The 12,504-nt window shown below is 43.8% G+C and carries 17 protein-coding genes and 1 pseudogene; 2 read left to right on the plus strand and 16 right to left on the minus strand.

The annotated features are described in order from the left end of the window. Positions 1 to 567: 567 nt before the first annotated feature. The 4 genes from MSG35_RS07115 to MSG35_RS07130 form a co-directional block, all read right to left on the minus strand. Positions 568 to 1,176 (minus strand): sugar O-acetyltransferase, encoded by a 609-nt coding sequence (locus tag MSG35_RS07115; protein WP_248383516.1) that lies wholly within the window; start codon positions 1,174 to 1,176, stop codon positions 568 to 570. A gap of 96 nt (positions 1,177 to 1,272) precedes the next feature. After that, entirely contained in the window at positions 1,273 to 1,647 is a 375-nt protein-coding gene (locus MSG35_RS07120) for a VOC family protein (RefSeq protein WP_248383517.1), read from the minus strand. Between the two features lie 78 nt (positions 1,648 to 1,725). Beyond that, positions 1,726 to 2,442, minus strand: coding sequence for a pseudouridine synthase (locus MSG35_RS07125; RefSeq protein ID WP_348983478.1), 717 nt, complete (start codon positions 2,440 to 2,442; stop codon positions 1,726 to 1,728). Beyond that, the gene (locus MSG35_RS07130) at positions 2,424 to 2,585 is read right to left on the minus strand and encodes a hypothetical protein (protein ID WP_017059212.1); all 162 of its coding nucleotides are present in this window, start codon (positions 2,583 to 2,585) and stop codon (positions 2,424 to 2,426) included. The genes MSG35_RS07125 and MSG35_RS07130 overlap by 19 nt, the downstream gene beginning before the upstream one ends. A gap of 209 nt (positions 2,586 to 2,794) precedes the next feature. Here MSG35_RS07130 and MSG35_RS07135 point away from each other — a divergent pair, with 209 nt between their 5' ends. Beyond that, a complete protein-coding gene (locus tag MSG35_RS07135; protein ID WP_017065706.1) occupies positions 2,795 to 3,196 on the plus strand; it encodes a YkgJ family cysteine cluster protein in 402 nt (133 codons plus the stop codon). Between the two features lie 53 nt (positions 3,197 to 3,249). Here the strand turns inward: MSG35_RS07135 and MSG35_RS07140 are convergent, their stop codons facing one another. From MSG35_RS07140 to MSG35_RS07190, 12 genes and pseudogenes are all read right to left on the minus strand, one after another. Then, on the minus strand, positions 3,250 to 3,651 hold the full coding sequence (locus MSG35_RS07140) for an NUDIX domain-containing protein (RefSeq protein WP_248383519.1): 402 nt from the start codon (positions 3,649 to 3,651) through the stop codon (positions 3,250 to 3,252). Positions 3,652 to 3,879: 228 nt separating this feature from the next. Beyond that, entirely contained in the window at positions 3,880 to 4,260 is a 381-nt protein-coding gene (locus MSG35_RS07145; RefSeq protein ID WP_248383520.1) for an STAS/SEC14 domain-containing protein, read from the minus strand. A gap of 112 nt (positions 4,261 to 4,372) precedes the next feature. Continuing rightward, positions 4,373 to 4,876, minus strand: coding sequence for an HAD family hydrolase (locus MSG35_RS07150; RefSeq protein ID WP_248383521.1), 504 nt, complete (start codon positions 4,874 to 4,876; stop codon positions 4,373 to 4,375). 43 nt (positions 4,877 to 4,919) lie between these two features. Then, positions 4,920 to 5,420: a GNAT family N-acetyltransferase gene (locus tag MSG35_RS07155; protein ID WP_248383522.1), complete on the minus strand. Its 501-nt coding sequence runs from the start codon at positions 5,418 to 5,420 to the stop codon at positions 4,920 to 4,922. A 54-nt stretch (positions 5,421 to 5,474) separates the two neighbouring features. Next, positions 5,475 to 5,591 (minus strand): annotated as a pseudogene (locus MSG35_RS07160) (D-2-hydroxyacid dehydrogenase family protein); the annotation flags it as partial. Between the two features lie 78 nt (positions 5,592 to 5,669). After that, positions 5,670 to 6,134, minus strand: coding sequence for an ASCH domain-containing protein (locus MSG35_RS07165; protein WP_248383523.1), 465 nt, complete (start codon positions 6,132 to 6,134; stop codon positions 5,670 to 5,672). 261 nt (positions 6,135 to 6,395) lie between these two features. Continuing rightward, positions 6,396 to 7,451, minus strand: coding sequence for a glycerophosphodiester phosphodiesterase (glpQ, locus tag MSG35_RS07170; RefSeq protein WP_248383524.1), 1,056 nt, complete (start codon positions 7,449 to 7,451; stop codon positions 6,396 to 6,398). Positions 7,452 to 7,529: 78 nt separating this feature from the next. Next, positions 7,530 to 8,903, minus strand: coding sequence for a glycerol-3-phosphate transporter (gene glpT / locus MSG35_RS07175; RefSeq protein WP_248383525.1), 1,374 nt, complete (start codon positions 8,901 to 8,903; stop codon positions 7,530 to 7,532). Between the two features lie 504 nt (positions 8,904 to 9,407). Then, entirely contained in the window at positions 9,408 to 9,662 is a 255-nt protein-coding gene (locus tag MSG35_RS07180) for a DUF3297 family protein (RefSeq protein WP_017059204.1), read from the minus strand. Positions 9,663 to 9,904: 242 nt separating this feature from the next. Continuing rightward, complete coding sequence (locus MSG35_RS07185) at positions 9,905 to 10,339, minus strand: GNAT family N-acetyltransferase (RefSeq protein WP_248383526.1); 435 nt, start codon at positions 10,337 to 10,339, stop codon at positions 9,905 to 9,907. Between the two features lie 68 nt (positions 10,340 to 10,407). Beyond that, positions 10,408 to 10,542, minus strand: a complete 135-nt coding sequence (locus MSG35_RS24030; RefSeq protein ID WP_017059202.1) for a hypothetical protein — start codon at positions 10,540 to 10,542, stop codon at positions 10,408 to 10,410. Positions 10,543 to 10,565: 23 nt separating this feature from the next. Beyond that, positions 10,566 to 11,696, minus strand: coding sequence for a PcfJ domain-containing protein (locus MSG35_RS07190; protein WP_248383527.1), 1,131 nt, complete (start codon positions 11,694 to 11,696; stop codon positions 10,566 to 10,568). Positions 11,697 to 11,931: 235 nt separating this feature from the next. Between MSG35_RS07190 and MSG35_RS07195 the strand changes: the two genes are divergently transcribed. Next, entirely contained in the window at positions 11,932 to 12,354 is a 423-nt protein-coding gene (locus MSG35_RS07195; protein WP_048611240.1) for a universal stress protein, read from the plus strand. Positions 12,355 to 12,504: the final 150 nt, after the last annotated feature.

A 12,504-nucleotide genomic window follows, 5' to 3' on the forward strand; every position in this document is an offset into this window, starting at 1 on the left:
GAGCATATCGCCTTGCTAAGGCATGAGTAACGCAATACAAAAGCGCCCGCATCCCGCCTTGAACACTTAGCGCAACACATATTAAAAATGCCACGCATTGGGAGTCTTTGTTAAGCGATTTGTTAGTACAAAGTATAACGATGAGTTTAGCTCCAGCCATGAGGCATGCTTTCATTATCTCTGTACTCTGAACCACAAACAGTACACTTGAAGTAACTGATGTTTGATTTAGAGCTGTTTTGGTTGAGTAATACGCTAAACACAAAATGAAGAACTTTGTGCTTTGGGCTATTCTTTACGGTTTTTTGTGCCTCAATTTCCGAACTATTTAGTCTTCGATGTATTGTCTTTTGATTACATTGACTGCAGTGTAGCTCTATTCCATTATCAGACATATAAACCTTCCTTGTATGAAAATCTTAATCTATGTGCTATCAGACAGAAAAATTCCGCATTTGAATCCAGAATAATTCTGTCTAGTTTCTAAGATAGGCAATTAATATGCAACTAAGTTATTTCATAACAATGGCTTATGTCACAGCTAATTTCAGGCGTGTGAAAAATCGCTTACTTTAGTTCATCTGGAATGCGGCGATCTTTGTGGTAATACTCTCGGTCGCGTTCGTTGATTTCGCGTACCACACGGCATGGATTGCCGACTGCGACGACATTAGCTGGGATGTCTTTGGTGACGATGCTCCCTGCGCCTATTACTGAGTTTTCACCAATGGTGACACCGGGAAGTACGACTGTGTGCGCGCCAAGCCATACGTTGTTGCCAATACGAACGGGAACATTGAACTGCGCTGCTTTTAGCCTGAGTTCTGGGCTGATGGGATGTGTGCCAGTGGCGATGGTCACGTTTGGCGCAATCATCACGTTGTCGCCGATGAATACGTCTGTATCGTCGACCAGAGTTAAATTGAAGTTCACGTATACGTTGTTACCTAGGTGCGTGTGACGCCCCCAGTTCGCATGTAATGGTGGTTCAATGTAGCAGCCCTCACCGACTTCGGCGAACAACTGCTTCATGATCTGCTGTCGTTTATCACCTTCGCTCGGGCGAGTGTGATTGAAATCATATAGCACTTCTAAGCATTTAGTTTGCTCAGCAACCAAATCCACGTCGTCACAGTAGTAAACGTCTTGGCTGTGCATTTTAGCCTTTATATCCATGTTTGAACCTATTTGATCATTGCCTTATGTCGGCATAAATAAAGAAACAGATGGATAATTTGAAGTTTTCACTGGCCTCAATACAAGTTGGATGAATTAACGCGGCCTAATGTTTTCAGCCACACGCCACAGCACACCACTTGGGTCAGTGATACAAAACTCAAGCATTCCCCATGGCTGTTCAACAACCTCGGAAACGGTAACTTCAAATTCCGACACTACATTAGAGTTTTGGATGTGTTGATACCAACTTTTTACGTCTTCAACCAGCAAGTGCATCATGTAATTGTGACAGTGCGCAGGTTCATAAAAGTTTTGCAGAAGGAACGCACAACCGCCGTGTCGTAGATAGGCGAGATCGTGAAATTCAGACATCAGCTCGAAGCCGATTGACTGGTAAAAACGCTTGGATAAATCGAAGTCTTTCGCGGGTACAAAAGACTTAATTTCTGAGACTTTGAGGTTTTCCATCCTACATCCTTATAGTGTTGATATTCTGGTGCTGACACGCTTAACGCTTTAAGTAGTTGCGGCGTTTATTCCGAGCTCTTATTGAGAGTCTTGCTGAAATGAGTCGACTTCGGCTTTAGTTAGATAACGCCACTGGCCTGCTTCAACATCTAAACGAACGTCTCCAATCTGTTCACGGTGCAGGCCAACAACTCGATTCCCTACTGCAGCAAACATTCGTTTCACTTGATGAAACTTACCTTCTGTAATGGTCAACAGCACTTCTTTACTGGTAATCACTTCGAGCTCTGCCGGACGCGTCAGTTTTTGCTCGCCTTGCAATTGAATACCCGCTTTGAATCTGTCGGCGACATCGCCTTTGATATCCCGTGACAATGTCACGCGGTACACCTTCTTACATGACTTGGTTGGCAGCGTGATGTTGAATGACCATCGCCCATCATCGGTAATCAAGACTAAGCCTGTGGTGTCAGCGTCTAAGCGTCCTGCTATGTGCAGTTCTGATGCTTTGTCTATCTCGATGTAGTTGAACAATGAAGGATAAACTTCGTCGATATTGGAGCAAATAGTACCCGCAGGCTTGTGCATTAAAAGGTATCGAAATTCACGCAACTTGAGCGGCGTGCCATTAAACAAGATGGTGTTGCTTTCATGAACCTGAGTCGATTCATCGGTCACAGCCTCACTGTTTACGTTCACCTCGCCATTATGGATGCGTTCAATCGCTTCAGGTTTGGTCAGGTCAGTGCTTTTACATAGGTATTTATCAAGGCGCATTAATCGTCGGCACCACATTTAGCACAAGGCTTGTAAGTTCGTTCACCTTGCTCGATAACCACATAGTCACCAACGCACTTGTCACATAAAGCGAGCTTTGGGTAAGCCTCTTTTTGTTTCTTTGCGTTAATGTTGCCTTCGGTGGTGTATACGGTTCTCATTTTGATGCCTTTGCTTGAATAACGTGAGAGGCGCAAATTGTATCACTGTTTACAGCTTTGATTGGAGTGGTGGTGCATAGATAAGTTGATTTTAAGTGCCGCTATTCCATGTTCCCTCCCCGTAACGGCTTAACCATGAACAACAAAGTCAACGTGCCACGCCTATCAGTGGTAAAATGATAAAAGCTCACCAACCAATGAAGTCGATAATGAAAGATTGTAATCAATGCGGAAAATGCTGTATCAAATACGGAGATGGCGACCTTGCCGCGACTCAAGAAGAGATCGATTTGTGGGAGCTGTTCAACCCAGACATCTTTGAATATGTTCGAGGAAGCGAGATATGGTTTGACCCTGAATCTGGCGAACGTTTAACTCGATGCCCTTTTCTGGAGCTGGTTCCGACGAAAGACACCAAGGCTCAAGCCAAGTACACATGCAGTATTTACTTAGACCGACCAGAAGATTGCCGACATTACCCAAGCCTAATTAATGAGATGGTACGAGATGAGTGTGAAATGATTGAGGTGGTGGATTTACAAGACACGAAGAAAGCTCAAAGGAAACTCGACCTGTTGATGAAAGACAGCCGCCCTTCAAGCTATTCGTAAGCGATGATCTTTTGAAGATCAATCTTCAGCATTTGCTAATAGCCGCTGAAACCTTAAGCCAAATACTGGTTCGCTTCTAACCAATCAAGCGCAACCAGTGCTGCCAATGAACATACCGCTCTGTCGTTGCCATCAACAAACTTAAGTTCTTCGATTTCGGCATCTGGAGACAGTTCGCCAGTATAATCAGCAAGATAGCAAGTCAATTGCACTGATACGCCTTCCGCTTTGCCATCAGCTTGGCCTGTAAACGTCTCAACGTATTTGATGGAATCAGGCACTAAATCGACTGAGATCTCTTCTTTGATTTCGCGAACCAGTGCTTGCTCATCACTTTCGCCAGTTTCACGCTTACAACCCGGTAGATAGAACAGTTCTTTGCCTTTTGATCTCACCATCAACAGCTTGCCGTCTTTGATGAATATCCAAGCCAGCTTATCAATTACCTTATGCATGTCGTTAGACCTTATTTCTGTTTTAGTTCTCGTTATTACTGAATCTAGCCACACCATTAGTCGCGACCAAACACAGCCTGGGTATGTTACACGCTGCAATGAATATACTCTATTGAATCGAATAGGAAATATCATCGCCAAAACGAAAAATGACAGCGTTCGAGACAATGCTCGTTAACTGTCATTGGCGTTGTTTACGGATTACTTTCTAGTTGTTCGTAGATAGAATCAATCGACTAGCCACTTAAGCGCAGAGTCGTGGTCTTCGAATGACTTGATCTCACCAGACACAAACCAACTCCCTACTTTTGAAGCGAATTCTTGCCAGCTTTTATCACCATAAATCGCAATTTTGTCTATCTTCGAATTGAGCTCTAATCCCAGTTTGAAATCATCCCAAGCAGCACGCAACTCCCAAACCGTTAAGGTGGAGATGTCGACCAGCATCTTGAGTTTAGATGAATCGAGTTCTTCTAGCGTGGTATTCAGAATTGGCATCATTGCTTGATAGTCATCGTGTGTGAGTTTGCCTTTCGCTTTAAACACAACAATGGTTTCACCGCTAACACGTTCAATTCCAACCGATATTCCGTGACGTTCGATACTCATAACCTAGCCCTCATAGTGGAAACTAGAGTTAGCTTAGAGGATTAGACAGCAAAGAGATGAGAGATTGGCGTCAAAACAGACAAGCGCTTTATCTGAACTTAATATCAGAGAATTAATCGCGTTTCTCCAACAGTTCGCTTAGGCTTTTAACTTGCACGATACGTGGATGCTCTGACTTAAGCTCAGCACCTTCCGTGTTCAACCACACCGCTTGCAAACCCGCTTCAAATGCTGGATAAATGTCTTTCTCTAAGGTGTCACCTACCATGGTGATATCTTGTGGTGAAACACCGAGTTTGGAAATGATGGCAGGACAGAACCCCGACTCGAACTTAGAAAAGCCAATGCTCGCCTTACAAAAGTAACCCAATATATATTGAGACAGGCCAACACGCTCAAATGCTCGAATGATGTCGTCTTTACTGGAGTCACCGGCATTGGTAGCAACATAAACTTGGTGAGTTTTCGATAGTTCAGCCAGTAATGCGCGAGCACCACTCACTTCTTGTACGGTTTCCCAGTCACACATCTTCCCTTGCACGTCTGGGAAATCGACCATCAGCGTATTGCCCCAGTCGAATAAGACTATTTCTGTTAATTCGATTAGCTTTGTCATCTTGCCTCCTGCATACGATGAATTCTCTAGTGTTTAAGCGAGCCTATAAAAACTTCTCTATCAGGATCTCGTCAAAGTACTGGTCGCCAATCTTACCGTGTTTCTTAGCCGTACCGACGATGTCAAAACCTTGCTTAAGGTATACCGCTAACGCGCGCTCGTTGTCTGCTCTTACATAGGCGAACAGCTTTTCATAACCTTTCGCTTTCGCTGCCTTAAATGTGTAATCGAACAATTGTTTAGCAACGCCCTGCCCACGGCTATTTGCATCAACATAAGTGCCAATAATACCAACATGGTCAAAGGCCTTAGTGTAAGTAGCGAATGGTTCTACATTCTGAAAACCAAGCAACTGGTTGGTCGTCTCGTTGAGTGCAACGCTAAATACACCACGTTCTGGAAACGACTCTATGAATGCCTTTTCTTCATCAACAGTAAAAGTCTGATCCAAGATCGTATAACGCGCTTCGATAATGATTGGATTCAATACATCAATAATGCCTTGTGCATCTTCCACCGCGACTTCTCTGATTGTTAAGCTCATACTTCTCTACCTTTTTATTGCTTTGGGCAGATTCTATCGCTATATGCCATCCCTTTAATAGGACAGAATGTTGTCGAAGGCGATATCGAAGTAGAGTTCGTAGCTATTTTACTCAACATAGCCCAAATGTGGAGTCGCAGTGACGTTTGGTAAGGACAATAGCGGTTCGGAGTACAATTATCTTGCTTTAGTCAAAGATACCTAAAGTGCCAAGCCTTCCGATTCAACACGACACGCGCTGAGACTTCACTATTTATAAACCACTTTGAAACGCTCCAACATAAGTAACATGTCTTCACTTGGTGAGATCTTGAGCTCTTCACATTCACGTGAGAAGAAATTCCAGTGAGCTTCTCTCCACCATTCGAGTGATTTGTCACCCTCGCCTTCTGCAGCAGCAAACTCAGCAGTCACTTCGTTGTATTTGCACAACGACACCGACGTGATCTCAACGATACAAACGGGCTTGCCATCCCAGTCAGTGACGACTTGCAAGTGACCAACTACTGGTCTCGCCTCGCCTTCATGGCTGTACCAGTATTCAAGGCTGCAAGACGCTTGTTTTTCTCCTTTGAGAATCAACTGAGCGCAGAGGTTGGCGTTGTACTCGTCGGCGCAGTAATAGTCGGCACTGAAAGAGGTGTCTTGCGAAGCAACGTCTGCTGGTAATGTGTTGAGGTAGCTATCAAGATAAGCTTTGCTTCTTTCTTCCATGATCTTTCCAAATTCAATATCAGGTTGAGCCGAAAATACTTATAGATTAAGCATCTGGCTGCATTGGGAGTAACCTATCAAGTCAGGTTATTGCTGTAAACCGAGTGAATATCAAAATGTGGGCTGAGAAAGAAGAATATAGGTAGGATTTCGAGGCCAGTACAAGGAGACCCAAAAAGTGAAAGAAGAGCCAAAAGCACCTTTAGTCTGTGCTTGTAGCTCTGAATATCTCGTTACTAATAGCTCGTAATTGGCAGGGTATTAACGGTTCAAGAAATCGACCGCTTTGTCTGGGAAGTCAGTAAACACACCATCAACTTTGACTTGGTTGTAGAAGACATCCAACATGCCATCAAAGTTATCAGCATAAGCTGGGATTCTTCCTGGGTCAGCACGGAACGTGTACGGGTGAACGTCTAAGCCCGCGTCTTTTGCTGACTTCATTAACGGTTTAATAATGATGTTATCTTTGGTCGATGCATCGTCCACCAACATTGGCTTCCAAGGGCCGATTCCTTCTGCATAAGTCGCCACTTTTTCCATGCCACCAGCTTCAAACATCCAGTCGTAACTGTACGGCGTTGCTTTGTCACCATGGTACGTCATGGTTTCTTTCCAATCTGTATAGGCCATCAACTGAACGAGCTTAAGATCCATTTCCATCGCTGGCATGAGCTCATCGTTAATACGTTGAAGTTCATTGGCGTCGAAACACTGCAAATACACTTTGTCGTCTTTTGATAGGTAACCATATTGATGCAAGGTCGCAAGTACAGCTTTGGAGATGTCTTTGCCTTCGTGACGATGGAACCAAGGTGCTTTTATCTCTGGATAGATACCCACGTCATAACCTAAGGTCTTATTCAATCCTTGGATCATTTCGATTTCTTCAGCAAACGTTGGTACGCGAAAATCAGACTGCCACATTGGGAAGCGTGTTGGGTACCCTGCCACTCTGTTGCCTTGTTCATCGAAGTTAAAGCCTTCGGTCACCTTTAATGATTTGATCTCAGCGAGCGTAAAATCAATCGCGTAGTAGCGGCCATCTGAACGAGCACGTGTTGGAAAGCGATCTGCCACATCGGTGACTCGGTCTAGATAATGATCATGCAAAACCACCAATTGGTCGTCTTTGGTCATCACTACATCTTGTTCGATGTAGTCGGGTTTCATCGCATAAGCGAGAGCTTTAGCGGGTAATGTGTGTTCAGGTAAATAACCAGAAGCGCCGCGATGCGCAATCACTAAAGGATCGGCGAACGCATTTGCAGATAAATTTAGTGCTAATAAGGTCAGAGACAGTGACGTTGTTTTCATTATTGTTTCCCCTTGATAAAACAGAAGCAGGATATACCTGCCTCTGTTGTTATTTATAGATGTTATTCAGTAAATACACTACTGAGCTAGCGCTTCTTTCTCTCGTTCGAGATCTTTTTGTTTGTGGTGCGCGCGCTCACCTAGGAAGGCGTACAGCAGACAGATTATTGAAGCCACACAAGCGCCGACCAAAATAATGAAGCCGCCATCCCAACCGTAATGGTCAACCATAAAGCCGAGTATTGCGTTCGCAGCAACCGCGCCACCTAAGTAACCAAACAAACCTGTTAGACCAGCCGCTGTACCCGCTGCTTTTTTAGGCGCAAGTTCCAGTGCATACAAGCCGATCAGCATTACAGGTCCATAGATAAGGAAACCAATTGCAACCAGTGCCAACATATCAACCGTTGGGTTACCTGCTGGGTTCAGCCAATATACCAACACAGCAACTGTCACTAGAACCATGAACAAGATACCTGCAGGTGCACGTCGGCCTTTGAATAGCTTATCTGAAATCCAACCACACAATAACGTTCCAGGAATACCTGCCCACTCATACAAGAAGTAAGCCCAAGATGATTTATCTACAGAGAAGTCTTTTGCTTCTTTTAAGTAAACCGGAGCCCAGTCGAGTACGCCATAACGGATAAGGTAAACAAACGCGTTAGCAATCGCGATTGACCACAACAGTTTGTTAGAGAAAACGTACTTAAAGAAGATCTCTTTCGCCGTCATTTCTTTCTCATGAGACGTATCGTAGTCGTCTGGGTAATCGTCTTTGTGTTCTTCAATCGGCGGTAAACCACAAGATTGAGGTGTATCTCTTACAGTAAACCAAACAAAGGCAGCAACGAGAGTGGCAAAAAATGCAGGAACATAAAAAGCGGTTCGCCAATCATCGTTAAAAGCCCACAGTCCCAATAAGAACATCGGGCCAATCAAACCGCCACCCACGTTGTGCGCAACGTTCCATACCGATACGATCTCGCCACGCTCTTTGCGTGACCACCAGTGAACCATGGTTCGTCCACAAGCCGGCCAACCCATACCTTGGAACCAACCATTCAAGAACAGCAGAATAAACATCGCAGTGATGCTACCTGTAGCCCATGGCATGAAGCCAAAGCAGAACATGACCAACGCCGACATTAACAAGCCACCACTGAGGAAGTAACGAGGGTTAGAACGGTCAGAAACACTGCCCATTAAGAACTTAGATAAGCCGTAAGCGATAGATACCGCCGCTAATGCAACCCCTAGTTCTCCGCGGCTAAAACCTTGTTCAATGAGATAAGGCATCGCCAAACTAAAGTTTTTACGGACTAAGTAGTACCCCGCATAGCCAACGAAGATGCCGAGAAACAGCTGCCATCGTAGTCGTGTGTAGGTGCTATCGATCTTATCTGATGACAAGCGATCGATATGCGCCATAGGTTTGAATATTCCAAACATAGGAACCTCATAATTATTGGGCGAAGGAAGAATTAAAATGCTCGAACGAAAAAATTAGCGCTCATTCGAAATCAAGGGAATTGTATGTGCTTCAGGATTAATTTCTGTGATAGAGGTAGTCATTAACAAAAAATAACTTTAAATACAGCACATTAGTTTCACTTAATTAGACTGCGCTTCATGTTTTTGTTTGTATCTGCTTAATTAAACATCAGAACTTTCGAGTATGGATAAATCCCAAAAGAGCGAGCGAACATGAATCAACCAACAACAACTTTGTTATTACTGCGAATGCATAGTGAATAACGACAATTTTGGTTGAATCTGTGGAGTTATGAAGGTGGTTTGGGCTATTGGTTAAAGAAGTTCCCCAAAATTAATGCAAACAAAAAGGGTCTAGATTTCTCTAGACCCTTTTAGGTAATAACGCTTGGTGGCTTTATGTTGGCTAATTAGGCAAACCTTAGCTAATTACTCGAAGTATTAGCTAGCCACACAACGTGACTATGCGTCGATGTAAAAAGCTTCTACAGTGCCTTTTAGAGTAATAAGCATTGGCTGACCAAAACGATCTAGCGCTTTTGGAGAAGGGATCTTAACCCAACCTTCGCTGATGCAGTATTCTTCAACATCAGTACGCTCTTTACCATTTAGACGAATGCCGATTGGGTATTCGAAACACTCAGCAACGTGGTGTGGGCTGCGTGGGTTACCTGCAAGATGATCTGGTAAAGCTGGTCTTGAATTAGTATCGCTCATGTTCATTACCTGTATGTACGTAAATAAAAAAAGTGCGTCATTCTAGTCAATATAGGCTTTGTGCTCAACAACTGCTGCGATAAATCGTGTTGATAGGTCTAATCAACAGCTAGTTGTTTGATTTAAAGGCGATATCGGCATGAGTTCCAACGAAAATTTAACAGGTTTATGCGTTATGGATGAAAGGGAGAGCTTCATTACTCGAACGTTAGATAACCTAATATCAGGCTTTTATTCCGAGCTTATCGATTAAGCTCAATACTCATCACTTTATGGTTCGGTTCTGATTCGATATCGACAACTGACCAACCTAGCCCTTGATAGAGTCCCATGATATTGGTGTATGCGTAGAGTTGAGATTGCACTCCAGAAGAAACCTGTCTGACACCACGATTAATCAGTTCACTCGCAATACCTTGGCCGCGCCATTGAGGGGCGACGAACACGGCGTTGATCCACACCACATCACGCACTTGGTGAGGTTCTTGAAAATAGGAATACGCCAAGCCACCAATGACCACATTATCGCGAAGTACGGTTATTACTGGAGGAAGTTGTACGTTTTCTTTATAGGTATCTTTAAACTTGAAATCAGACCATTCGCTTTGAAATAAGCCCTCTAACTCACTCCAATAAGGCGAACTTTCATCGCAATTTCTAAAGATTACTTTCTGCATTTTTTCCGTCCTTTGAAAGAGTGTAATTCGGCTATCCTAGCCTTGTTTAATCTAAGTGTAGGTAAAGGCTACTCTTCTTCGTCGTAATCGTCTGCTGGGTCTTGATTAATTTCTTCGCCGCATCCTAGGCATTCACCTTGGAGATCCGTAGGCATAACAATAATCAAACCACAATGCGGGCAAAGATCGCCTTGCTGAAACATCCTGTATTCCTTCTACTTCATGGCTATTGCTTAGGGTACTTTTGCTTACTCGCTTCTAACCAGTCGTGAATCACTTGGCGAGCGGATTCCGACGGCGGTGCATTTCGTTTTCCGCAGATTTGGTCTATTTCAAACGGAAATGCTTTGCTCGGGACGCGACGTAAACCTATGGTTAAACGCTGAGGTTTGAGCATGCGGAACACCACATAACGGTCGCTCATGATTCGATTGTGATACACACCAATACAGTGCTTCTGCTCTATACCTTCGTGTTCAAGGTCGTAATAATCAGTGAGCGGATGAATGTTGTCATTACCGAGTAAAGGAACGGGATAAGGGATGTCTTTATCCATTGGGCGATTACCCTCCAAACGACGTAATTGGCGTTGCTCCGTCCAGCGATCATGCAGTTGTTCAAACATCGCGAATGAGTTCTGGCTGGTAATCGCGCGCAGTGGATCATCCATCTCCAAATCTTGCCCTAGCAATATCGCATCTTGGAACATCGCCATCTTCGACGGTGCATTAAGTCTGCCCTCTTCCACCATTGCAATCCCTAATCGACTGCCGGTTAAAAATGGATGAACTTGGTCCAGACGCAGGGCTGTGTATCCAACTTTTGAGTAATGCTTGAATTTAAGAACTCGTCTTTGCAGCGGTTCGAGAATGCGAACAATGTGGTCGAGTTCATCACCAACATTGTAATGAAGCTCTAGCTTGTCGATGAATTTGAGTGTCGCCTTACTGCTGTCTAAACCCAACTTAGCAAGGATCTTCTTCTGTCCTAAGCGACTCAGTGCCAATGCTTTCTGATTATCGACACTGTATTTCATACAGATCAAAGCCAAAATAACTGGCCTTAATTCAAGCAATTGCGCGGCTTCATAGGTATTCGCTGCTAGCCACAGCATCTGGTATTGGTATTCTGGAAAGTCGTCGGTGATTTCACGATAACGCGCAGGCAATGAGTCTAACCAACGACCATTCACGTCAAACTGTTCAACAAGGTTGAGGCTCAGCCCAATACCCCCATCAAGCGGTCGTCTACCATCTTCAAACACATGAAAGCCGACGAGCTTTTGAGACCAGTCTCGGATCTCAATATCGTAGTCGAAACCTAATGTTCGAGTGGGAATGGTTAGTAGTGCTGTCATTGATGCCTCTTCGTTATTGGCGCATTGAACTATCAAGCCTATCTAAGAGCATAAGCTAGCGCTTCAAACACTATATCAACCTTTTGTAAATTTCTTATCAATCAAAGCGATATAAATACGATAGTGCTTAGAAGAACATTGAATGATGATTTTACGCAATATGAGATCTCTTCGATATCATTTGCGGCAACAGAAACTATGCTTGTTACATAACTCACAACAAGAGGCTTTAATTATGGATTACCGACATATTCTGGTCGCACTTGAACTGTCTGACGACACCAAGATTCTCATTGATAGAGCGACCTTCTTCGCTGATAAACTAGAAGCTGGCATTTCATTTGTTTATATCGATGGTACGCATGGAGAAATTTATCCAGAACTCGTTGATATTCAAGGAAATGACGGTGATTTACCCATCAATGAAGATGCCGTTAAGCATTTAAGAGAGTTTGAGGCGTACGCCAAGCACCCAATTCAGCACATTTTCGTGGGAACGGGTGATTTGAACGATAAGCTCAAAAATGCCATCGAAGCAAACGGTGTTGACCTATTGCTGTGTGGCCATCACCATGATTTTTGGCATAAGCTCATCTCCCATTCTAAACAGATCATCGATACTTCCCCTATCGATATTCTCGTTGTTCCTATGGAATAAATGCTGCAGTTCGACACTCAAAAATAGCCTATATTGCCAACCTCTATCGGTATTATTGGTTGGCTTAATACCCTCTTCAACACCCTCATCCTGACCAAAATCTCCTATTTCCAACTTAGAGTAGTCATTTGTGATCTTGTCAGCCTATCA

It is taken from the genome of Vibrio sp. 1CM23M (genome assembly GCF_023161755.1).
GTDB classification, from domain to species: domain Bacteria; phylum Pseudomonadota; class Gammaproteobacteria; order Enterobacterales; family Vibrionaceae; genus Vibrio; species Vibrio coralliirubri.

Bases quoted from the DNA above. Each gene is read 5' to 3' on its own strand.
- MSG35_RS07140 (WP_248383519.1), bottom strand. From the start codon at position 3,651: ATGCATAAGGTAATTGATAAGCTGGCTTGGATATTCATCAAAGACGGC.
- glpT (WP_248383525.1), bottom strand. From the start codon at position 8,903: ATGTTTGGAATATTCAAACCTATGGCGCATATCGATCGCTTGTCATCA.
- MSG35_RS07180 (WP_017059204.1), bottom strand. From the start codon at position 9,662: ATGAGCGATACTAATTCAAGACCAGCTTTACCAGATCATCTTGCAGGT.
- MSG35_RS07165 (WP_248383523.1), bottom strand. From the start codon at position 6,134: ATGGAAGAAAGAAGCAAAGCTTATCTTGATAGCTACCTCAACACATTA.
- MSG35_RS07150 (WP_248383521.1), bottom strand. From the start codon at position 4,876: ATGACAAAGCTAATCGAATTAACAGAAATAGTCTTATTCGACTGGGGC.
- MSG35_RS07145 (WP_248383520.1), bottom strand. From the start codon at position 4,260: ATGAGTATCGAACGTCACGGAATATCGGTTGGAATTGAACGTGTTAGC.
- glpQ (WP_248383524.1), bottom strand. From the start codon at position 7,451: ATGAAAACAACGTCACTGTCTCTGACCTTATTAGCACTAAATTTATCT.
- MSG35_RS24030 (WP_017059202.1), bottom strand. From the start codon at position 10,542: ATGTTTCAGCAAGGCGATCTTTGCCCGCATTGTGGTTTGATTATTGTT.
- MSG35_RS07195 (WP_048611240.1), top strand. From the start codon at position 11,932: ATGGATTACCGACATATTCTGGTCGCACTTGAACTGTCTGACGACACC.
- MSG35_RS07155 (WP_248383522.1), bottom strand. From the start codon at position 5,420: ATGAGCTTAACAATCAGAGAAGTCGCGGTGGAAGATGCACAAGGCATT.
- MSG35_RS07125 (WP_348983478.1), bottom strand. From the start codon at position 2,442: ATGTGGTGCCGACGATTAATGCGCCTTGATAAATACCTATGTAAAAGC.
- MSG35_RS07130 (WP_017059212.1), bottom strand. From the start codon at position 2,585: ATGAGAACCGTATACACCACCGAAGGCAACATTAACGCAAAGAAACAA.
- MSG35_RS07135 (WP_017065706.1), top strand. From the start codon at position 2,795: ATGAAAGATTGTAATCAATGCGGAAAATGCTGTATCAAATACGGAGAT.
- MSG35_RS07115 (WP_248383516.1), bottom strand. From the start codon at position 1,176: ATGGATATAAAGGCTAAAATGCACAGCCAAGACGTTTACTACTGTGAC.
- MSG35_RS07185 (WP_248383526.1), bottom strand. From the start codon at position 10,339: ATGCAGAAAGTAATCTTTAGAAATTGCGATGAAAGTTCGCCTTATTGG.
- MSG35_RS07120 (WP_248383517.1), bottom strand. From the start codon at position 1,647: ATGGAAAACCTCAAAGTCTCAGAAATTAAGTCTTTTGTACCCGCGAAA.
- MSG35_RS07190 (WP_248383527.1), bottom strand. From the start codon at position 11,696: ATGACAGCACTACTAACCATTCCCACTCGAACATTAGGTTTCGACTAC.